The following is a 21,263-nucleotide window of genomic DNA, read 5'->3' as shown; positions in this document are numbered from 1 at the left end:
TTTGCCGTGGGAGAGGGATATCATGATTCTGCCAAGATCCAGCCTGAATCTGGGCCTGTGCCTGATGCTGGCCTGTCCGCTTGCCGTGTACGGGCAGGACCTGATGCCGGGGACGGCTGACACTGCGGGCGGGAGTCCTGCCCCGCTTCAACTGGCCGCGGCCATCGGTATCGTGAAACCGGCGCAGGATGCGGCTCCGGTCCCGCCGCCGGAAGTCCCCGCACCTCCCGTCGTCGAGCCTCCTGCCGCCGTGGTAGCGCCGGAGCCCGCACCCGAAGTGCAGCAGGCGCAGATCCCGGTGGAGGACGCCGACGCCGGTGCAGAGGGCGCGACCCGCACCGTGACGACGAAACAGGTCCTGATCGGGGCCGGTATCGCTGCCCTGTTGGGCGCCGTGGCCGGCGGAGGCGGAGGGGGTAGCTCCAGCACGCCTTCCCACTGATAATTGGGGACAGATTTATTTATTCGTCCCCCGGTTCCCCGCGAATCAATCCATCCTCGGCTGTTCCCACCGCATGCAAAGGGGGACAGATTTATTTTCTGTCCACAAGCCCGTCTCCGTGCCCCTCTCCAGGCCGTGGTTTCTCTGCCGAGGGGACTGATTTAACAACCTGTCCCCGGATCCCAGGTCTCGAAGGGGACAGAATTAACTATCTGTCCCCATGTTCTCGCTCTAGAAAAATAAATCTGTCCCCAATTTTGGTCATCGCGCTCGCACTTGTCTTCCCCGGGGAGGGGCGTGCCGAGCCTGCGGTGCTGGGTCAGACCGGATTGATCAACATGCCCGACGCGCGCCTGGATCGGGACGGGTCGTTTCGGCTCGGCTTCAGTAATTTCGATCCGTATTCGACGCTGTGGAGCAGCGTGACGGTGCTGCCGAGGCTGGAACTGTCAGCGCGCTATACCACGATCGACAATATCTCCGTCTTCGAGGCGGGGGACAACGTCGGCAATTTCCGCGACAAGGCCTTCGATGCCAAGCTGGTCCTGTTTCCGGAGACCGGGCATCTCCCGCAACTGGCGGTGGGCGCGCAGGATTTTCATGGTACACGCCTGTTCTCGGCGGAGTTCGTCACCCTCAGCAAACGCATCGGCGCACTCGACCTCACGCTGGGTTACGGCAGCGACCGCCTCGACGGCGGCTTCGGTGGCCTGCGTTATCGGCCTGCCTGGGCCAGGAGCCTGGGCCTCGTCGTCGAGTATGACGCCAACGACTACCGCCGCGACCATGAGGCTGCTTCGTCGGGTGCGGCGGAGCGTGCGGGTGGGGCTACCTATGCGCTGGAATACCGCTATGGCTGGCTGGGCACGCAGCTCTCCTGGCAGGATGGTGAGGTCGGCGCCAATATCCATGTGACGGTGCCGCTGATGGAGCGGGAGTTCATCCCCAAGATCGACGAGCCGCCGCCTGTCCGGGTGAGTCTGCCGCTGGCGCCGCTCACGGACTGGCGTGTCGATGCGCGCTACAGCGGCGCAATCGAGGATGCGCTGCGGCGCGAAGGGTTCCGGAATCTGCATGTAACGCTGCACGGCAAGACGCTCAGCGCCAGCCTCAGCCATCCCCGCATCTCCTCGGTACGGCGCATCATCAGCCGCGCGGCGCGCATCCTGGTGCAGGCCGGTCCGCAGGATCTCGAATCGGTGACGGTCACCTATACCGGGAACGACCTCCCTGTGGTCACCTATGTATTTCGCGATATTCCTCGGCTGCGGGAGTATTTCGCCGGGACCGTGTCGTGGGACCAGGTGGAGTCCGGTGTCGATGTGATCTATGCCGAAGCGGCGATCGAAGAGGCGCCGCACGCCGTCCGGCCTGACGCCTCCACGGGGGTGGAGTCCGCCCCGGGCGGGGAGGATGCGGCCCCTGTGCAGGCCATCAATCTCATTGGTGACGGCGGCGGGCGCTACGATCAGGACGAATTCCAGCTAAACCCGTTCAACCTGCGATTTCTGTTCAATATCACCCGCACGGATCCGGGCCGGGCGTTTCATTATGATGTGTTTTCGCTGCTCAGCTACCGCAGACACCTCGGGCACGGTTTGTTCTTCTCCCCCTCCGGCCGGCTCCAGTTGTACGAGGATGTGAGCGATGTTTCCGCGGAGTCCGACAGCCTGCTCCCGCATGTGCGCTCGGACGTCGCCGAGTACAAACAGGGCGGCCGCCTGCGGCTCGATTCGCTGTTGGTCAACAGGTACCTGGATCTCCCGGGGCGGATGAGCGCGCGCCTGTCCGCGGGGTATTACGAAGAGATGTTCGCGGGCGCGGGCGGACAACTGCTGTATCCGTCGCGCGACGGCCGCTGGGCGCTGGATCTGATGGTGGACGGGCTGCGGCAACGCGAGCCGGGCGATAATCTCGCCCTCCGCGACTACTCGGTACTGACCGCCCTGGTTTCCGGTCATTACCGCCTGCCGTGGTACGGCCTGACGGCGACGGTGCGGGCCGGCCAGTTCCTCGCCCGTGACGACGGGATCCGCTACGAGCTGAATCGCCGCTTCCGCTCCGGGGTCGAGATCGGGGCCTGGTACAGCATTACCAACGGCCACGATATGACCGGCCCGGGCAGCCCGGACGATCCCTACCGCGACAAGGGCGTGTACTTCGTCATCCCGTTCAGCTCCATGCTGACTATGGATACCCGGGAAACGGCCCGGCTCTCGCTGTCCCCCTGGATGCGTGACGTGGGCCAGATGGTGGTGCCGCCGGACGATCTGTATCGCCTGATGGAGCCGGGTATCCGTACGATCGACGGCGGCCCCTTGCCCCTGCAATAAGGCCTCCCGACGAAGACCGCTCCGACCTTCGCAGTTGGTATTTCCCCGGATTAAAGCACGGTATCCGTCTGTCGATAACACAGATGGGGAAGTCAGTAATACCTTTGTTTTTACTTCAGGATCCGTCAGTGAGACGGAAGACGGGGACAGTCGCGCGTATGAAGACCTTGCTGATCGACAACTACGATTCGTTCACCTTCAATCTCTACCAGTTGATCGCCGAGGTGAACCGCGTGCCGCCGGTCGTGGTCAGGAACGATACCGCGCCGTGGTCGGAGATCCGCCAGCTCGATTTCGACAACATTGTGATTTCCCCCGGACCTGGCCGGCCGGAACGGCCGCAGGATTTCGGCATTTGCGCCGAGGCGATACGCGAGTGCCCCGTTCCGGTGCTGGGAGTGTGCCTGGGCCACCAGGGCATCGGCCATCTGTACGGCGGCAAGGTGGATTATGCCGCCCGCGTCATGCACGGCCGCCCGAGCCTGATCCATCACACCGGCCAGGACATCTTCAAGGGCATCCCGTCTCCCTTCACCGCCATCCGCTATCACTCGCTGCACGTCGCCGAACTCTCAGACGAACTGGATAAGCTCGCCTGGACGGAGGACGGCATGCTGATGGGCCTGCGCCACAAGACGCGCCGGATCTGGGGCGTGCAGTTCCATCCCGAATCGATCTGTTCCGAGTACGGCCACCAGATCCTGGAGAATTTCCGCGCGCTCACGGCCGAGTTCCTCAAGCAGAATCCGCCGCGCCGGCGTGTTACCGATACCGGGACGGCGAAACGATGCCCGGACAGCTTCGACATCGTGCCGCACGGGAACAGCGCCGACCGTGATCCGGTCAGCCTGGGCCAGGGTGAGATCAACGGCCGGCCATTCAGGATATTTCATCGCCGCGTGCCCATGCATCTGAACGCCGAACAGGTGTTCATGAACTTCTTCGCAAACTCCACGCCCAATTTCTGGCTCGACAGCGCACTGGTGCGCGGCTTCTCCCGCTTCTCCTACATGGGCGACGCCAGCGGGCCGCATGCGGAATACGTCAGCTACAGCCTGCCGGAGCGCAAGGTGACGGTGACTCGCCGTGGCCAGGATGAGGTCTTCAACGAGAGCATCTTCACCTATCTGGATCGTATGCTGCACGAGCGGCACGCAGTGGTGGAGGGACTGCCGTTCGATTTCAACCTGGGCTACGCCGGCTATCTCGGCTACGAGCTGAAGGCCGATTGCGGCGCGACCGCGGCGCACCGGGCGTCAACGCCGGATGCCGCCTTCGTATTCGCCGACCGCATCATCGCCTTCGATCACGAAGAGAACATCGCCTACCTGGTCTGTCTTGACGATGAGGATCACGCGGACCGCGCCCGGCAATGGCTGAACGACATGCAAGCAAAGCTGCAGAAGCTGCCGGCGGTGAGGCCGTGGAGGCGGGCGCCGGTGCCGCGGATGGTCATGCAGACCGCGCGGCATTCGCCGGAAAAGTATCTGCAGCGCATCCGGGAATGCCAGCAGGAGATCAAGCACGGCGAATCCTACGAGATCTGTCTGACCAACATGATCACGCAGCACGTGACAATCGACCCTATGAACACCTACCGCGCGCTGCGTGAGAGCAACCCGGCTCCGTATGCGACCTATCTGAATTTTCCGGGCGTGGCTGTCCTGAGTTCCTCGCCGGAACGCTTCCTGACCATCGGCCCCAATGGCACGGTCGAGTCCAAGCCGATCAAGGGTACGCGTCCGCGCGGCAAGACGCCTGAGGAGGATGAACGCATCTACCAGGACCTGCGCGAGAACGGGAAGGACCGTTCCGAGAACCTGATGATCGTTGATCTCCTGCGCAACGATCTCGGGACGGTATCCGACGTCGGCAGCGTATATGTATCGAATATTTTCTCCGTGGAGAGCTACGCGACGGTGCACCAGCTTGTGAGCACGGTCCATGGCAGGCTGCGCCGCGGCATTTCCTCGGTACAGTGCGTACAGGCCGCATTTCCCGGTGGATCAATGACCGGGGCCCCGAAGAAGCGCAGCATGGAAATCATCGACAGGCTCGAGGGAGGGCCGCGCGGCATCTACTCGGGATCCATCGGATTTTTCGGCCTCAATGGCAGCGCTGATCTCAGCATCGTGATCCGCACCATCGTCGTGACCCCGGAAGATGTCACCGTGGGCGTCGGCGGCGCCATCATCGACCTGTCCGATCCGCAGGAAGAGCTCGAGGAAATGTTATTGAAATCAAGGGCGCTGGTCCATGCGCTGGCGGTATCGGCGCTGGATGGCGAGCCGAGTCAGGCGGCGCTTTGAGCATGCGCCTCGCGGCGGCTGTGGAATAATAGGCGCGCCTGGCGGGTGGCCGATCAACCGCCTGGCTGAACTGTCAGCGCAGATCGTGTCGGATCATTGGAGTTACGGGATCCCGTCTCCAGTGAAATTACAAAACACTCCGGCCGTGCCAGGACAGATGACAGGATGCATGTGATGGAACAGCTGACCCCATATCGAGAATCAATTGATGCGATCGATGAGCAGATCATCGAGTTGCTTGGACGGCGTTACTCCGTATGCCGCGATGTCGCCCGTCTGAAGAAGGCGAGCGAAATCCCGATGATGCAAAGCGGCCGGGTGGAGCAGGTCAAGCAGCGCTGCGCCGCGCTGGCGGAACGCCATGGCGTAGACCCTGTCTTTGTCCGTGAGCTGTATTCCCTGATCATCGATGAAGCTTGCCGGATCGAGGATCGCATCATCGACGCCCGCGACTAGCTCGCGCCGCCTATCCAGTCATATATTCACAGCCTCCTCCGTGACCTCCATGAACAAGCCGCATCTCCCTGCGATCAGCGCCGTAGTTCTGGGCGGCAATGGCGCCCTGGGATCGCTTTTCTGCGCGAAATTCGCCGGTGGCGGGATAGCGACCACGTCGATCGATGTCGCGCCCGCGCCGTCGTCGCGGCTGCGCAATGTCGCTTGCATCGTCTCCGACGTGCGCACATTGTCAGAAGAGGCGAAGCGTGTACTCTCCGGTGCGGACTGGGTCGTTGCGGCTCTGCCCGAGGGTGTCCTGCTCGAGACCTGGCAGGCCATTGTCAGCCTGATGAAGCAGGGGGCGCTCTTCGCCGACACGCTGTCAGTGAAGCTGCCGCTGGCGACTGCCATGGCCGGCCGGATGCCGCGAACCATCGAGCAGCTCAGCATCAATCCGATGTTTGCCCCATCGCTGGATTTCGTGAACCAGAGCGTTGCGGTGGTCGAGGCGAGCCGCGGTGTACATGCGGACCGTTTCCTCCGGCTGATGCAGCAATGGGGCGCCACCCTGCACATGTTGAGCGCGGAGCAGCACGACCGCTGCGCAGCCGCTCTCCAGACTGCGACCCATGCCGCGATCCTTGCCTTCGGCCTGGCGATGCGCCGGCTTGATTACGACGTAGAGGCCATGCTGCCGGTCATGACGCCGCCCCATCGGGCGCTCCTGTCCCTGCTGGCGCGCATCCTGAGCGCCAGCCCGGAGGTGTACTGGGACATCCAGACGCACAACACCTTTGCAGCGGACGCCAGGCAGTCGCTCGCGGAAGGGCTGCGCGAGCTGACGGCGGCGATCGAGGGCGGTGACCAGGACCGGTTCCGGCGCCTGCTGGCCGATCTGCAGGCCATGCTGGGAAAGGAGCGACTGGCAGAGCTCAACGAGTACAGCACGCGTATGTTCCGCTGTGGTGACAAATGATCGCGGTCGCCGGTAAAGCCGCCAGGGGCGCTGTCGGGATGCCGGAGAATCAGATCGGGTTTCCGGTACGCAGACCCGCGGTATCGCGTATTGGACATACCCCTTGCACGGTGTGCCGTCGGGTGAGCCATGGCTAAATTGCTCCTGGTCTGTCACCGGGATCGCGCCAGGCACATGGACCCCGCGCTGTTCCATCGCCTGTCGCGCGCGCTGATTCCGGACAATATCGAACCGCACCCGCCGCTCGTCATGCATGAGCCAGGGCTCGATATCGGGGTGTTCAACCCGAACAGCGCAGTGCTCGTGCAGAATTCCAGCGTCTGCCTGGGTTTTCTCGTCGACACTGGCGGTGAGTGGGGGCGGACGCTGGCACCGCGACCGGACGGATCGTATGCGCTGTTCCGTTCGGATGACCGTCGCGTTGAGCTGGTCAGCGATGCCTGCGCCTCGCGCACCCTCTGGTATGTGCAGACGGATGATCTGTTCGTGGCGTCGACCTCCCAGCGCGCCATCGTGACTGTACTGGGCAGCTACCAGCCGAATCCCGACGCACACGCCTGGATGCTCTCGGCCGGAAATATCGGACCGGGGCTGTCCTGGGACCGCCGGATCAGGTGCGTGGCGGGAAACACCTCCGTAGTGCTGGATCGCGAGGCCTGGACTGTGCAGGAGTCCGGGGGGCATGTCGAATTCGCGCCTCGCAAGGAGCCTGACCGCGTTCACCGGGAGGCATTCATCCAGGCGCTGCGCGACGTGTTCGGCAGGCTGCGCATCGATTACACCACCTGGCATCTCATGCTATCCGGCGGCTTCGACAGCCGCTGCATCCTGCTGATGCTGGAGCGCAGGGCGGGGTTGCACAGCATCACCTGGGGCCTGGCATCCGCGCGCGATGAACCGAAGAGCGATGCGGTGGTGGCGCAGACGCTGGCCGATCATTTCGGAATCGCCCATGAATATTACGCCACGGATATCGCAGCAGAAAGCATCGGGACGGTGTTCGAACGCCTGTTGACGGCGGGCGAGGGGCGCACGGATACCGTATCCGCCTACATGGATGGATGTCAGATCTGGAGCAGGTTGTTTTCCGCCGGTATCGCCGGCGTGATCCGGGGGATGTCGTATTCAGTCCGTATCGGGCGTATTCCGAGGAGATGTCCGCCGCATCAACGGCACCGTTTTCCTGAAGGATTACGCGAATCTTGCGCGATTCTGCGGCAATTTCCCCACGGAGCAGTACTGGCCGGAGTACCTGCACCGGCGGGCAGGCGAGTCATTGTCGACCTGGCGCGATCGCCTGACCTACGAATACCGCTGCCCGGTGATCTGGGCGGCCCTCAACGAGATCAAGAGCTCCTATGTCGAGGTGATGAGTCCGCTGCTGTCCCGCCGCGTGCTCGATGCGATCGTTGCCCTCCCGGATCACCTGCGGGATGGCCGCTCGATGTACCGGGAGATCATTGCCGGCCTGAGCCCGCCCATCGGCTTCGCCGAGCACAACGCAATCGAGCCAGCATCAGGCATCCTCGCGTCGCCGGCGGTAGTGCATTATCTGCGCGCGTCGCTGGACTCGGCGGAGGCAAGGGAGCTGCTGTCGAAGGATCTGATCGATGTGGTGCTGCAGAAGATCGCCACCTCTCCGGGGCGGCCCGTCCCGCGCCGCAGCATCGTGCCGAAATACATCAAACAACTGGTGCCGGAGCGCATGCGCATGTTCAGGAACAGAGTGTCCAGACCCAGGGATCTGGATGTCAACCTGCTTGCCCTGCGTGCCAGTCTGATCGTTGCGATGGATCGCCGCATGAAGGCGGATGCCCGGACATCATCATCCCGGAGCATCGATCCCTAGGCGCGCTTGACCAGCCTCCCGTACGCCCTGCGCAGGATCAATCCGAGGATGCGGCCCACCCTGACGACGGGACGCAGAAACGAAAGCCCGGGCGGCAGCCGGGTGTCATCCACTCCCAGCGCCTCCGGTATGTGCCGTCGAAGCGGCAGTTGGATCAGGCGGTAAGCCAGTCTCTGCTGCAGAGTGTCCATCAGCGCGGTGAAATAGTCATCGGTCGACTGGAAGACATACAGATGACGGGTGTGACTGATCGGCCTGCTGTCACCCGGGTTCTGATCGAACATCTGATGTAGCAGCTCCTTTGACGCACGTTCGGCCTGCGAATCTCCGTGATGCATGGCGGGCGGGAAGATCGGCGCCATCTCGTACAACCTTGCCGTAATCAGCAAAGCGGTCCTGACCATGCGTTCGCATCTCAATTCCCGCGCGCGCCGGAACACGGCCTCCCAGTCCGGCATGGATTGGCTGCGGAGATGCTCATGGATATCGCAGTAGGGATACAACAGCTGGTTCCAGTACTCCTTGGTAGCATTGACGCACAGGATTATCAGTTGATCCACCGGATTGAAGCTCGGCAACGACTGCCCGCTGATCGAGATTGTCGTCAGGCTCTTCAGCATCCTGTCTGCCCGGATCCCCAGTTCGCGAGGTGATATCCCCCAATGCAGGTCAATCGTGACGCGGCGTTGATCGTGCCACAGGCCAGACTGCTGGCATTGCAACTCTTCCGCGGCGGTCAGCGTCGGCTCCAAGCCTGCGGAGATCAGCAGCGACCTGGCCCGCGTGAAATTGTCCTGATCGACCAGGATGTCGATGTCTCCGCACTGCCTGATTGCCAGATCCTGATATACCGATTGATTGATGACCAGTCCCTTGAAAACGGCAAAGCGAATTTTGCCGGCGGTCAGCTCACGGGCGGTGCGCAGCAACTCGCTCAGCAGCGCCAGATTGCCGTGCGTGCTGGCGATGACGTGCTGTTTGAGGCGAACCAGACATCTATCCGGGATTACAGCGGACAGATGGCGCTTCATTGATGCGAAAACTATCGGCGCGACCCGATGAGCCAGGGAGAGTTCGACCACGCGATCCCAGTCAACGTCCTGCGTCAGGGCATGCGCCTCCTTCAACAAGGGTTCCGTCAGCTCACGCCGGGCGCAGATCAGCAGCAATGCCTCTTCCGGTGGAAGGGACAGGCGGGGGGTATCCCGGTCGGATGCGGTAAATGGAGCGGGCGGAGTGTGCATCGCCATGCCTGTGTATAACCTGATGATATGTAATATCTTAATCTTGAATCGTGGCGTTTCCGGCGCGCTGACTGCACAACGACTTCCCGTGCAGGGAACCCGGATACATTTCGGCAGGCTTCGACGTGGCTAAATCATCAGGAACACGGGTGATTATACATATATTGCTAAGGTTCAAGAACTTAAGCTAGTATCGTGACCATCATGTAGCGGGGAAGGAAGTGGCTGTTTGATGCGGTACAAGCAGCGTGAGAGCCTGACGGTTCAAGCGGTTGATGATGAGATTCTGATCCTGGATCTGGAGAGCAACCAGATACATCAACTCAATTCTTCCGCGAGTTTCATCTGGGAGTTGTGCGAGGGCGGTATCACGGCGGATCAGTTGGCGGAGAAATATGCCGCGCATTATGAGATCGGGTCAGATACTGCCATGGCCGACGTGAAACAGGTGACCGAACAATTGTGTGACATGGGCCTGCTAGAGGCGGCGTGAGCGAATTGGGTACGGGTTTTCCGATACTGCGTGCGGAACGCACTCTGCGCATCTGTTTCTGACATTTGAACACACTCCGGTTTCACATCCTGGGGGTTGAGATAAGGGTCCGCTGCGCGGACCCTTATTCTTATGGGCTGCTGCTGAAGGGTTACAGCGCCTTTGTCACCGACTCGGACGTCGAGCCGGATCTCGAGTACACCATCCATCCCCTGGATGCCCCGCGCTTCGAACTCCGCTTCAGCGGCCAGCCAGCCGAGGCGGCGGAGGACGAATACGAGCTGCTCTACTTCTTCGAGAAGCACATGACCATGGAGGTGCAGAAGCGGCGCCAGGATCTGCTCTTCATGCACGCGGCGGCGCTCGAGTACGGCGGGCGCGTACTGATCCTGGTGGCCCCCTCGGGCAGCGGCAAGTCGACCACCACCTGGGCGCTGATCAACAACGGCTTCCGTTATCTGAGCGACGAGCTCGCCCCGATCCATACTGAAACCCTGCGGGTGCATCCGTATCCCCACGCGCTGTGCCTGAAGTCGGCTCCGCCCGAGCCCTTCGGCCTGCCCGCGGCGACCCTGCAGACTTCATACACGCTGCATGTCCCGGTGGAGTCGTTTCCGGGCGAGTTGTGCCGGGAACCGGCGCCGCTCGAGGCGATCTTCTTCCTGCGTTACGACCCGGAGATCGGCACGCCGCGGGTGAGTCCGATCTCCAGGGGCGAGGCTGGCGCGAGGATCTACAGCAACGCGCTGAACCTGCTGGCCCACGACCGCTACGGACTGGATGCGGCGGTCAAGGTGGCGGGTCACAGCCGCTGCCTGGAACTCGTCACCAGCGACCTGCAGAAGACCTGCGACCTGATAAAATCCACGCTGCGGAATCAAGGGCAGGCCTGAGTAATTCCTCATCCCCGTACGCGCGGGAATGACCTGAAACCCGTTTTGCAGAGCTTCCTGCTTCGAAGCTTCGCGGTGGAATGCGCCGTGTGGCGGATGCTGGGCCTTAAACAGGCGGATCTGCTATTGTTTCGCGGTGATTAACCGCTTGGACCCCCTGTTCGCGCCGCGGATCGCCTGGTGCCGGGGCGCGGGCGAGCCGCAAGGGATGTAGTGAGGGTGAAATGATCGATCGACGGTCTTGCATGCGCATACTTGTGATTGCCGTTCTGAGTCTGTGCGCAGCGCTGGGGCAGGCCGCCGAAGGCTTTCCCGGTGCGGAGCAGCTGAAGCAGCAGTTCCAGCTTATGTCCCCGGAGCAGCGCCAGGCGGCGGTGCGCGCCCTCGGGGCGCAACCCGAGCCTGCGGCGGCGGTGGAGATGCCCGCGCCGTTACAGACCGAAAGTGTGCCGCCCGCGCCCGGCGAGCGCGCCGATACCGGCGCCTTGCGCCTTCGCGCCGGCGATACGCTCCTGCTGGGCCTGCAAACGCCGCCGGCCGCACCCGATCGACTGCCTGCCACGGAGAAGCGACTCTACCTGCTGGATCATGCGGGGGCGATCGTGCTGCCGGACGCAGGGCGCATCGTGCTCGCGGGGTTGAGCGAGCGGGAAGCGGTCGAGCGCCTGTCGGTCGAGCCCGCGCTCGCGGGGCGTGTGGTTTCCCTGCAATTGCTGCCGGTCGAACCCGAGCTGAGACAGTTCGGTCTGGATCTGTTCCGCAGCGCCCCCAGCACCTTCGCCCCCGCCGGCAATATCCCGGTGCCCGCCGATTATGTCATCGGTCCGGGCGACAGCGTGATCGTCCAGCTCTTCGGCAAGGATAACAGCCTGCATGAATTGACTGTCACCCGCGACGGCGCGCTGCTGTTTCCCGGCATCGGCCCGCTGTCGGTCGCGGGGCTCAGCTTTTCCAGGATGCAGGACGAGGTACAGGGTCGCGTGCAGCGCCAGCTCAGCGGCGTGACAGCCTCCGTGACGCTGGGCCGCATCCGTTCCATCCGCGTCTTCGTGCTGGGCGACGCGGAGACCCCCGGATCGTACCTGGTGAGCGGGATGTCCACGCTCACCAACGCCCTGTTCGTGAGCGGCGGCGTCAAGCCGATCGGCAGCCTGCGCGACATCCAGCTCAAACGGAACGGCAGGCTCGTCTCCAGGCTCGATCTCTACGATCTGCTGCTGCGCGGCGATACGAGCGGCGACGCCCGGCTGCTGCCGGGCGACGTGATTTTCGTGGCGCCGGCCGGGAGGCAGGCCGGGATCGCCGGCCAGGTACGCCGCCCCGCCATCTATGAGCTGAAGGATGAGAAGACCGTGGGGGACCTGATCGATCTGGCAGGAGGACTCCTGCCGGAGGCGTATCCGAGAAAGGCCCGGATCGAGCGTATCGGCTCCGATCACCGGAGGGTGCTGCTCGACATCGATCTGATGCAGCCGGCAGGAAGGCTGACCGCGCTGCAGGACGGGGACGTGGTCAGGATTGTCTCCGTCCTGGACCGGGTCGCGCACGCCGTGTCCCTGACGGGGCACGTCAACCGGCCGGGCGAATATCAATGGTTCCCCGGCATGCGCCTGACGGATCTCCTGCCGTCAATGGCGGAACTGCAGCCCAGGGCGGACGCGCAGTATCAGCTCATCGTGCGCCGGGATCCGGCCAGCCGCGACATCCGGTTCATCGACGCCGATCTCGCGGCGGCGCTGCAGGGTGCGGATCCGGCGGACGACCCCGAGCTGCAGTCGGAGGACGAGATCCGCGTCTTCGCGCTTGACGAGGACCGCAGCGCGGCGATCCGGCCGCTGCTGGTGATGACCGAGGGACAATCTTCGCCGGGAAGACCGCTGCACATCGTCAAGATCGACGGCACGGTGCATCACCCGGGACAGTATCCCCTTACCCCGGGGATGAAGGTGAGCGATCTGCTGCGCGCGGCGGGCGGGCTGACGGATCGCGCCTATACGCTCGCGCTGGAGTTGACCCGTCACAGCGTCGTCGAGGGCGAGCGCCGCGAAATGTCGCGCCATGACATCGATCTCGCCGCGGTGCTGGACGGCGCCGTCTCGGAGGACATGGCCCTGGCCGCCTACGACCAGGTGGTCGTACGGCGCATTCCGAGCTGGGACGAGGCGGGGATGATCGAGCTCAAGGGCGAGGTGCGCTTTCCGGGCAACTACCCGGTGGCGCGCGGAGACCGGCTGTCCGAGCTCATCCGCCGCGCGGGCGGATTGACGCCGGAGGCCTATCCCCGCGCCGCGGTGTTCCTGCGCGAATCTGTGCGCCTGCGTGAACAGGAATCCATCGACCAGCTTGCGGTCAGGCTCGAGCACGAACTGGCGAAGGTCGTGCCGGAGGAGGACGAGAAATCCACCGTCGAAGGCGAGCTTCTGCTCAGGCAGATCCACGCCGCGCAGGCGACGGGCCGCATGGTGATCGATCTGGAGCAGTTGTTGCGCGATGATGGCTACGACATCGTCGTCAACACGGGCGACCGGCTGTATATCCCGCAGAAGCCCGAAGAAGTGACCGTGATCGGCGAAGTATACAACCCGACGTCGCACCTTTATAATCCGAAGCTCGATCGCGACGACTATATCCGCCTCAGTGGCAACGTCACCGAAAGCGGAAACAAGAAGGCGATCTATGTGGTCCATGCCGATGGATCGGTGAGTCCCGACGGCGGCTGGTTCGACGGACGCATCGTCATGGGACCGGGCGACACGGTCGTGGTGCCCATGAAGCTTGAGCGTCTCAGCAGGCTCAAGCTGATCACGAGCGTCAGTCAGATCCTGTACCAGCTCGCACTCACCGCGGCCAGCCTGGACGTCGTCGGCGTATTCTGATCCCCGGTCCGCCCTGGTCGCAGGCTCCGGCGCGCGGCGACATACTCTGGACGCGGCTTGATGGACGACAAAACCTCCCAACGCTTTCCGCCGCCCGGCCTCTACCGCAACGATGACGAGGAGATCGACCTCGCCGATATCTGGCGCGCCCTCGCCGCCGGCCGTGCGGTGATCGGCGCCATCACGTCGGTGTGCATCGCCGCTGCGGTGGCTGTCGCGTTCCTGATGGCCCCTGTGTATCGGGCCGAGACCCTGCTCGCCCCCGTCGAAAGCTCCGACAAGTCGGCCAGTCCCATCCTGCAGTTCGGCGCGCTGGAGGGTTTTGCCGGTATCGGCCTGGGCGGCGGCAGCGGCGGCGATTCGGCCGAGGCGCTGGCCACGCTCACTTCGCGCGTCTTTACCGATGCCTTCATCAGGGAAGAGAAACTCATGCCCGTCCTGTACGCCGATCGCTGGGATGCCGCGCGCAAGGGGTGGAAGGAGGGTGAAGAGCCGCCCACGGCGTGGGATGCCTACCGGCTGTTCGACCGCAATGTGCGGTTCGTGAACAAGGACGTCAAGACGGGTCTGGTGACGCTGGCAATCGAATGGCGGGATCCTGACTCCGCGGCGCTGTGGGCCAACCGACTGGTGCAGCGCATCAACGCGGAACGGCGTGCAGAGGCGATCCGCGAGGCGGAGACGAGTATCTCCTACCTGAAGGAGCAGCTGGCCGAGACGAGCCTCGTCGAGATGCAGCAGGCGATCTACCAGCTCATCGAGTCGAAGATCAGGAAGATCATGGTGGCGAAATCGCTCGACGAGTATGCCTTCAGGGTGATCGATCCCGCCGTCCCCCCGCAGGAGTACTCCTCGCCCAGGCGTGTACCGATCATCATCCTCGGGCTCGTGTTCGGCCTGATCGTTTCGGCGGTCGTCGTCCTCGTCCGGGCGAGGTTCGCCGGGGCCTCCCGCGGCTGAACGGACCCTGTCACTGCCGCTGCCTGATTCGGGGCGCATCGCTGTCAGTGTGTGCCGCCGTGTCGTCGCAACTTGCTGACTTTTAAATATTTGACTATCAATATGGCCCGCTGCGGGGCGAGCCCGCATGTCGCCCATGCGGGAGAATCACCTTTGGCCCGGCAACGTTTTTTCATGGGAAATGATTGTGTTATCCTTGGAGGCTCTCGGAGGGTCCTATTCTCGTCAAGGGCTATGCCAGAAGTGTCCCGACAGAGGATACCGGTCCAATAATCTATAAAAATTAGGCGGGTACAACTATGGGATTGGATTTCATGGCCAAGATGCGCGTGGTGTTCGGTGGGGTGTTGGCGGGTGCGGTAATGTCGCTGGGCGCGGGGAGTGCTTTCGCCGCGTTCGAGGGCGGTGATGCCGCCGCGGGTGAAGCGAAGTCTGCCCTGTGCGCGGGCTGTCACGGCGGGGACGGCAACAGTCCGGCCGCCGATTTTCCGCGTCTGGCGGGCCAGTATGCAGGGTACATCGTAAAGCAGGTCAAGGATTTCCAGAACGGCGTGCGCGCCAATAACGACATCATGGCCGGCATGGCGGCGACGGTGGCCAGCGTGGAAGACGCCAAGGACATCGCGGCGTACTTCGCCAGCAAGAAGATGGCGAAGGACCCCCTGGTCCCGGTCAACGCCGATCTGGCCAAGAAGGGTGAGAAGTTGTTCAACGAAGGCAATATGAAGTCCGGCGTCTACGGCTGCGTCAATTGTCATGGCGAGCGCGGCAAGGGCAAGGCGGCCAATATCACGCAATTCCCGCGCATCGGCGGCCAGCACCGCGATTACATCATCAAGCAGCTGAACGACTTTCGAGCGGGCACCCGCAAGAACGATCCCGGCAGCATGATGGCCGACATCGCCAAGAAGCTGTCCGACGACGAGGTCAAGGCGGTGTCGGAGTATCTGTCCGCACAGTTGCCCTGAGATTGGAATTATTCCCGGGCCGGCGACATCACGCCGGCCCGGCAGAGCTTGCAGCCCGGATGAAGGCGCATGGCGCCGGATTCCGGGGATGTTCCGATTGATTCCCGGATTCCGCTGCGCTTCATCCGGGCTGCCATGCAGCGCGGGCACGTGGTGCGTGCCCGTGCGTAATCTCTCAGACCGGATTCATACGTCCAGCGATCACTCGGCGGCGAACGCGACCACGTGTTCGGCGCACACCCGCAGACGCACCTGTTCGCCGAGCGCATGATCGCGGTGGCTCGGAAACAGCGACAGCACGTCGATGCCCGTTGCGAGCCTCAAGGTGTAGAGGATCTCGGCCCCCTTGAAAACCTTCTGCACCACCTCGGCCTGCAACTCGCCGGCGGGGTCCGGGACGATGTCGTCCGGGCGCAGCAGGACATCGACCGCCGTACCGGCGGGCCAGGGGTAGGCATGCAGGCCGCGCAGCGTGCCGAAGGCGGTCTGGACGGCATTCGATGCCGTCAGGGTGCCCTTGACGAAGACTCCGCTGCCGATGAATCCCGCAACGAAGCGGTTCGCCGGCTGGTGATACAGGTTGAACGGGGTATCCCACTGGATGAGGCGGCCGTCTTTCATGATGCCGATCCAGTCGCCCAGTGCGAACGCCTCCTGCTGGTCATGCGTCACCATCAGGGTGGTGATGCGGCGGGATCTGAGCAGATCCCCGATCTCCTTGCCAAGCCGCTCGCGCAGCTCGACGTCGAGGTTGGAGAACGGTTCGTCCAGCAGGATGAGATCGGGATTGACGGCCAGTGCGCGCGCCAGCGCGACGCGCTGCTGCTGACCGCCCGACAGCTCGTGCGGGTAGCGCCGTTCGATGCCGGACAGGCCGATGACCTCGAGCAGTTCGCCGGCGATCCTGTGCCGTTGTGCCTTGTCGAGGCCGCGCAGGCCGAATACCACGTTGTCGTGGACGTTCAGGTGGGGAAACAGGGCGTAGTCCTGGAACACCATGCCGAGCCGCCGTCGCTCAGGCGCCAGCTGAAAGCCCGGGCGCGATACGACGGCTCCCTTCAGCGCGATCTCGCCCCGCCAGACCGGCTCGAATCCGGCGATGGCGCGCAGCGCGGTCGTCTTGCCGCAGCCGCTCGGTCCGAGCAGGCAGGCGATTCCACCCTCATCGATGCCGAGGGTGAGGCCGTCGACGACGGGATGGCCGTCATACCGGCACTCGATGTCCCTGATTTCCAGTTGCCGCGGCTTCAACACTTTGCTGTCGGGTTTCGGAGATGGAGCACGCAGTATAACAAGGGGGGACGGGGTTTTGTCTCGGCGCGCGCCCGCGCACCCGGAGGACACACCGACGGAGGTCAGTCCGTCTTTACGAGCAGCAGCTCGAGCAGCGCCTTCTGTGCATGGAGGCGGTTCTCCGCCTCTTCCCAGACCACGCTGCAAGGTCCGTCCATCACCTCGGCGCTGACCTCCTCGCCGCGGTGCGCCGGCAGGCAGTGCATGAACAGCGCATCCGGCCGCGCGCGCTGCATGACGGCGCCGTTCACCTGGAACGCCTGGAACGCCTGCTGGCGGTGTCCGGCCTCGTCTTCCTGCCCCATGCTGGCCCACACGTCCGTGACCACAAGGTCGGCGCCGTCCGCCGCCGCCATGGGATCGCTGCCGATCTGGACCGCCGCGGCGTTGTCCGGGTCGTTCACGATGGCGGGGGCGTAATCCGGCGGGCAGGCCACGCGCAACTGGAAACCGAGGCGGCGCGCGGCGTGGATGTAGGAGTTGCACATATTGTTGCCGTCCCCGATCCACGCCACGGTCCTGCCGCGGATGTCGCCGCGCAGCTCGAAATATGTCTGCATGTCCGCCAGCAGCTGGCAGGGGTGATGCAGGTCGGACAGTCCGTTGATGACCGGGACGCGCGACTGCGCGGCGAAGCGCTCCTGCATCTCGTGGGTGTAGGTGCGCAGCATGATGGCATCCACCATGCGCGACAGCACGCGGGCCGTATCTTCCACCGGTTCGCCGCGCCCGAGCTGGGTGTCGCGCGGGGAGAGGAAGATGGCGCCGCCGCCGAACTGGATCATCGCGGTCTCGAACGAGACGCGGGTGCGCGTCGAGGATTTCTCGAACACCATGCCGAGCACACGGTTCTTCAGCGGCTCGTAGATCTCGCCGCGGTGCTGCATCGCCTTCAGCTCGTCGGCGCGCCGGATCAGGCGCAGCAATTGCGCGGTATCGAGGTCGAGCAGCGTGAGGAAATGCCTGGGCGTGGCCATGGGGTGTCGTCTGGTAGCGGAATTCAGGCGGCGCGCGCCGCCTCTTCCCTGACGAGCGCGCCGATGCGGGTGACAATCTCGTCCGCCTCGGCGTCGCTGATGATCAGCGGCGGCAGCAGGCGGATCACCTTCTCCGACTGAATGCTGAACAGTATGCCGCGTTCCAGTCCGATCGCGGGCAGATGGGCCGACGGCCGCGTGAGCTCGATGCCGATCATCAGGCCGCGTCCGCGGATCTCCGCGACGAGCCCGCATCCGGCGAGGGCGGCTTTCAGCCCGGCGAGCATGCGCTGACCGAGCACGGCCGCGCGTTCGGTCAGTTTCCCGGCCTTGATGGTGGCGAGCACGGCGAGCGCCGCGCTGCAGGCGAGCGGGTTGCCGCCGAAGGTGGAGCCGTGGTTGCCCGGCTGGTAGACCCCGGCCGCGGCCCCGCGCGCCAGGCAGGCGCCGATCGGGACGCCGTTGGCCAGGCCTTTTGCGACCGCGATGACGTCCGGATACAGATCATGATGCTGATAGGCGAACCAGCGCCCCGTGCGTCCCATGCCGGTCTGGATCTCGTCGAGCATCATGAGCCAGCCGTGCCGGTCGCACAATTCGCGCACCTGCTTCAGGTAGTGGTCGTCCGGGACGATGATGCCGCCCTCGCCCTGGATGGGTTCGACCAGGACGGCGACCACCTGCGGCGAATTGCGCGCGACCGCATGCAGCGCCTCGACGTCGTTATAGGGGACGCGGACGAATCCCTGCACCAGCGGCTCGAAACCGGCCTGCACCTTGCGATTCCCGGTGGCGGAGAGCGTGGCGAGCGTGCGGCCGTGGAAGCTCTTTTCCGCGACGATGATGGCGGGCTGGGCGATATGGCGCTGGTGGCCGTAGAGTCGCGCGAGCTTGATGGCGGCCTCGACGGATTCCGCGCCGGAGTTGCAGAAGAACACCCGGTCCATGCCGGCCACCCCGGTCAGTTCGTCCGCGAGCTGTTCCTGCAGCGCGACGCCGTACAGGTTGGAGGTATGGATCAGGCGTTTCGCCTGCGCGCACAGCGCCGCGCTCACCGCGGGGTGCGCGTGGCCCAGCCCGCACACGGCGATGCCGCTCAGTGCGTCGAGATACTTGTTGCCCCGGGTGTCCCACAACCAGGCGCCTTCGCCGCGTTCGAAGGTGACCGGGAGACGGGAGTAGGTACTCATCAGATGATCCACCTGGATCCGCCCATGTCTGGTTCGTTCATCAAAGAATCGCCCGTTTCGCGGCCGCGGCCCGAAACGCGAGAACAAACCGCCAATTATACTGATTTTTCACCGCGCGCAAACCGCGCGGCCGGATCGGGTCAGGGCTGGGTCAAGCGATGTGTCTTTGCCACCATGCGCGCGATCGACGGCCCGCCGCCCAGTGCGTCGATCTCGTCCAGCCCGAACCAGCGCACGGCGTTCGACTCGGGGGAGACTTCGGGCTGCGCGCCCGGATCGGCCTCGAGCAGGAAGCGCACGTCATAGTGCAGGTGGGTCGGTTCCTGCGCACGCGCCGGGATGGGATGGATGTCGAGGTCGAAGATCGCGGCATCCACCGCGCGGCAGCGCAGGCCGGTCTCCTCGCGCGCCTCGCGCAGCGCCGAGTCGAGCAGCGTGGCGTCGTCCTCGACATGGCCGCCCGGCTGCAGCCAGCGCGCCAGTTTGCCGTGATGCAGCAGCAGCGCGCGCCGCCGTTCCGCATCGACGATCCAGGCCGATGCGGTGAGATGTCCCTGCATCGTGTCGCGCCGGTGGAAGCCGGGGGTTTCCCGCACGAAGCGGAGGATCCGCTCGAGGAAGCCGCGCTCGGCGGAGTCGTACGGTATGTGCGCGTCGAGCAGGTGGAGGACAGCGGACTGATCCATGGAAGAGCGGTCCCGCTCAGGTCAGCAGCCGGATCACTTCGGCGACCTCGCCCTTGGCCTGGTCGATGACCTTGAGGCTGGCCTGAGGGGTGAGCGAATCCGGAGCGAGCTTGGCGAAGGCGGGCACCTGTTCCATCTGCGGGTAGTCCGCGCCCTTGCCGGCCTTCATGTAGCTGTGCAGCTGGGCGAGGATCACGAGGTCTGCGTAATCGGCCCTGGCGCCCGAGTCGTAGTTCCATTCGTCCGCCATCAGCGCGGCCTGCGCCAGCGGTTCGTGAAAACCCCAGCGCCGCAGGATCATCGCGCCGACTTCGCCGCGCAGCTCGGCGATCGCCTGGTCCAGCGCGGCGGCGTCGACGGGAAGTGCGCCGTCGCCCTGCACATGGCACAGGATCGGCACCACGCCGATGTCGTGCAACAGCCCGGCGAGCAGCGCCTGCTCCGGTTCCAGATGCCCGGTGAGCTTCGCCAGCACCATGCTGATGGCGCCCACCTCGGTGCTGTGGCGCCACGTATCGAGCATGCGACGCTTCAGTTCGGGATTGTTCAGCCGGAAGAGTTCGCGCAGGGTGAAGCTGATGACGAGTTGCTTGGTGGTGTTCATGCCGAGGCGCACGATGGCGGACTGGCAGTTGTCGATCTTCACGTTGCCGCGGTAGAGCGGTCCATTCGCGGCCTTGATCAGCTTGGCGGTGATGGCCGGATCCGCGCTCACGATCCGGGCGATCTTGCTGATGTTCGCGGTCTCGCTCTCCACCGCCCTTTTGATCCGCAGCGCGATCTCAGGCAGGCTGGGAACGACCAGCCGGTCGGCGTCCAGTTCGGCGCGGATGGCCTGGTAGACGGGATTTGCCCGCAGCGCGATCGCGCGCTCGGAATCATTCCCATCGCCAGTCTCGGCGGCCTGGCCCAGTTTCGCCAGCACGCCCGTTTCGACCGCCAGCAGCCGGACCGGTGACAGCGCGATCACGCTGAAGGCGGAGGGTCGCGCGGCCGCCAGCGCGGCGCGCGCCTTATCACTGCCGCTCTCGATGACCTGGCGCATGCCGTCGCGCGCCTCGAGTTCGACCGAGCCGGAGAGCAGGAAGTACTGCTGCGCGCTGGTGTCGTCGAAGGCGAGGATGCCTGCACCCTCCTTGTGCTGTACGAGACAGGTCATCCCCGTGAGCAGGATCAGCTGTTCGTCCTGCAGGGCTTCGAATGGCGCGAAGTGGCGCAGGTCGGCGGCGGTGGGGGGAGGGAGTTGCGTGTCAGTCACGGATGAACCGTCATGTCATACCGGGCTTCGCTCGCCCAGCCCGGCCTGCGTGCAGCTTGCAGGCCGGGCTGTATGCGA

Annotated in this window: 17 protein-coding genes; 11 read left to right on the top strand and 6 right to left on the bottom strand. The window is 64.2% G+C overall.

Annotated elements, in window-relative coordinates; translation table 11 throughout:
• Nucleotides 1-22 precede the first annotated feature (22 nt).
• The 6 genes from IPK65_00260 to IPK65_00235 all read left to right on the top strand — a co-directional run bounded on the left by IPK65_00260 (nt 23) and on the right by IPK65_00235 (nt 8,347).
• Nucleotides 23-442: a hypothetical protein gene (locus tag IPK65_00260; GenBank protein MBK8161620.1), complete on the top strand. Its 420-nt coding sequence runs from the start codon at nt 23-25 to the stop codon at nt 440-442.
• Between the two features lie 338 nt (nt 443-780).
• Entirely contained in the window at nt 781-2,775 is a 1,995-nt protein-coding gene (locus IPK65_00255; GenBank protein MBK8161619.1) for a YjbH domain-containing protein, read from the top strand.
• Between the two features lie 158 nt (nt 2,776-2,933).
• Entirely contained in the window at nt 2,934-5,084 is a 2,151-nt protein-coding gene (pabB, locus tag IPK65_00250; protein ID MBK8161618.1) for an aminodeoxychorismate synthase component I, read from the top strand.
• Nucleotides 5,085-5,258: 174 nt separating this feature from the next.
• On the top strand, nt 5,259-5,540 hold the full coding sequence (locus IPK65_00245) for a chorismate mutase (protein ID MBK8161617.1): 282 nt from the start codon (nt 5,259-5,261) through the stop codon (nt 5,538-5,540).
• Between the two features lie 49 nt (nt 5,541-5,589).
• Nucleotides 5,590-6,498 (top strand): prephenate dehydrogenase, encoded by a 909-nt coding sequence (locus IPK65_00240; protein ID MBK8161616.1) that lies wholly within the window; start codon nt 5,590-5,592, stop codon nt 6,496-6,498.
• A gap of 1,276 nt (nt 6,499-7,774) precedes the next feature.
• A complete protein-coding gene (locus tag IPK65_00235) occupies nt 7,775-8,347 on the top strand; it encodes a hypothetical protein (protein MBK8161615.1) in 573 nt (190 codons plus the stop codon).
• Here the strand turns inward: IPK65_00235 and IPK65_00230 are convergent.
• Complete coding sequence (locus tag IPK65_00230) at nt 8,344-9,597, bottom strand: nucleotidyltransferase family protein (GenBank protein MBK8161614.1); 1,254 nt, start codon at nt 9,595-9,597, stop codon at nt 8,344-8,346. The genes IPK65_00235 and IPK65_00230 overlap by 4 nt on opposite strands.
• A gap of 226 nt (nt 9,598-9,823) precedes the next feature.
• On the opposite strand from IPK65_00230, the gene IPK65_00225 reads away from it, so the two are divergent.
• The 5 genes from IPK65_00225 to IPK65_00205 all read left to right on the top strand — a co-directional run bounded on the left by IPK65_00225 (nt 9,824) and on the right by IPK65_00205 (nt 15,781).
• Nucleotides 9,824-10,084 carry a PqqD family protein gene (locus IPK65_00225; GenBank protein ID MBK8161613.1) on the top strand — a complete coding sequence of 87 codons (261 nt, stop codon included), beginning with the start codon at nt 9,824-9,826 and terminating at the stop codon, nt 10,082-10,084.
• 65 nt (nt 10,085-10,149) lie between these two features.
• Nucleotides 10,150-10,977, top strand: a complete 828-nt coding sequence (locus IPK65_00220) for a hypothetical protein (protein MBK8161612.1) — start codon at nt 10,150-10,152, stop codon at nt 10,975-10,977.
• A 245-nt stretch (nt 10,978-11,222) separates the two neighbouring features.
• Nucleotides 11,223-13,853, top strand: a complete 2,631-nt coding sequence (locus IPK65_00215) for an SLBB domain-containing protein (GenBank protein ID MBK8161611.1) — start codon at nt 11,223-11,225, stop codon at nt 13,851-13,853.
• 60 nt (nt 13,854-13,913) lie between these two features.
• Nucleotides 13,914-14,813 (top strand): hypothetical protein, encoded by a 900-nt coding sequence (locus tag IPK65_00210; GenBank protein MBK8161610.1) that lies wholly within the window; start codon nt 13,914-13,916, stop codon nt 14,811-14,813.
• 362 nt (nt 14,814-15,175) lie between these two features.
• The gene (locus IPK65_00205; protein MBK8161609.1) at nt 15,176-15,781 is read left to right on the top strand and encodes a cytochrome c4; all 606 of its coding nucleotides are present in this window, start codon (nt 15,176-15,178) and stop codon (nt 15,779-15,781) included.
• A gap of 201 nt (nt 15,782-15,982) precedes the next feature.
• Here IPK65_00205 and IPK65_00200 read toward each other — a convergent pair whose 3' ends face one another.
• From IPK65_00200 to IPK65_00180, 5 genes are all read right to left on the bottom strand, one after another.
• Nucleotides 15,983-17,035: an ABC transporter ATP-binding protein gene (locus IPK65_00200; protein ID MBK8161608.1), complete on the bottom strand. Its 1,053-nt coding sequence runs from the start codon at nt 17,033-17,035 to the stop codon at nt 15,983-15,985.
• A gap of 101 nt (nt 17,036-17,136) precedes the next feature.
• The gene (argF, locus tag IPK65_00195) at nt 17,137-18,051 is read right to left on the bottom strand and encodes an ornithine carbamoyltransferase (protein MBK8161607.1); all 915 of its coding nucleotides are present in this window, start codon (nt 18,049-18,051) and stop codon (nt 17,137-17,139) included.
• Nucleotides 18,052-18,074: 23 nt separating this feature from the next.
• Nucleotides 18,075-19,241, bottom strand: a complete 1,167-nt coding sequence (locus tag IPK65_00190; GenBank protein MBK8161606.1) for an aspartate aminotransferase family protein — start codon at nt 19,239-19,241, stop codon at nt 18,075-18,077.
• A 140-nt stretch (nt 19,242-19,381) separates the two neighbouring features.
• The gene (locus IPK65_00185; GenBank protein MBK8161605.1) at nt 19,382-19,927 is read right to left on the bottom strand and encodes an NUDIX hydrolase; all 546 of its coding nucleotides are present in this window, start codon (nt 19,925-19,927) and stop codon (nt 19,382-19,384) included.
• A 16-nt stretch (nt 19,928-19,943) separates the two neighbouring features.
• Nucleotides 19,944-21,185, bottom strand: coding sequence for an HDOD domain-containing protein (locus IPK65_00180; protein MBK8161604.1), 1,242 nt, complete (start codon nt 21,183-21,185; stop codon nt 19,944-19,946).
• Between the last annotated feature and the right edge of the window lie 78 nt (nt 21,186-21,263).

Source organism: Gammaproteobacteria bacterium (assembly GCA_016712635.1).
GTDB lineage: Bacteria > Pseudomonadota > Gammaproteobacteria > SZUA-140 > SZUA-140 > JADJWH01.
Note: the sequence above shows the minus strand (reverse complement) of the source record. Positions and strands in the feature narration are given on the sequence as shown.

Coding starts and splice junctions, on each gene's coding strand:
- IPK65_00260 (MBK8161620.1), top strand. CDS start 23: ATGATTCTGCCAAGATCCAGCCTGAATCTGGGCCTGTGCCTGATGCTG.
- IPK65_00255 (MBK8161619.1), top strand. CDS start 781: ATGCCCGACGCGCGCCTGGATCGGGACGGGTCGTTTCGGCTCGGCTTC.
- pabB (MBK8161618.1), top strand. CDS start 2,934: ATGAAGACCTTGCTGATCGACAACTACGATTCGTTCACCTTCAATCTC.
- IPK65_00245 (MBK8161617.1), top strand. CDS start 5,259: ATGGAACAGCTGACCCCATATCGAGAATCAATTGATGCGATCGATGAG.
- IPK65_00240 (MBK8161616.1), top strand. CDS start 5,590: ATGAACAAGCCGCATCTCCCTGCGATCAGCGCCGTAGTTCTGGGCGGC.
- IPK65_00230 (MBK8161614.1), bottom strand. CDS start 9,597: ATGGCGATGCACACTCCGCCCGCTCCATTTACCGCATCCGACCGGGAT.
- IPK65_00225 (MBK8161613.1), top strand. CDS start 9,824: ATGCGGTACAAGCAGCGTGAGAGCCTGACGGTTCAAGCGGTTGATGAT.
- IPK65_00215 (MBK8161611.1), top strand. CDS start 11,223: ATGCGCATACTTGTGATTGCCGTTCTGAGTCTGTGCGCAGCGCTGGGG.
- IPK65_00210 (MBK8161610.1), top strand. CDS start 13,914: ATGGACGACAAAACCTCCCAACGCTTTCCGCCGCCCGGCCTCTACCGC.
- IPK65_00205 (MBK8161609.1), top strand. CDS start 15,176: ATGTCGCTGGGCGCGGGGAGTGCTTTCGCCGCGTTCGAGGGCGGTGAT.
- argF (MBK8161607.1), bottom strand. CDS start 18,051: ATGGCCACGCCCAGGCATTTCCTCACGCTGCTCGACCTCGATACCGCG.
- IPK65_00190 (MBK8161606.1), bottom strand. CDS start 19,241: ATGAGTACCTACTCCCGTCTCCCGGTCACCTTCGAACGCGGCGAAGGC.
- IPK65_00185 (MBK8161605.1), bottom strand. CDS start 19,927: ATGGATCAGTCCGCTGTCCTCCACCTGCTCGACGCGCACATACCGTAC.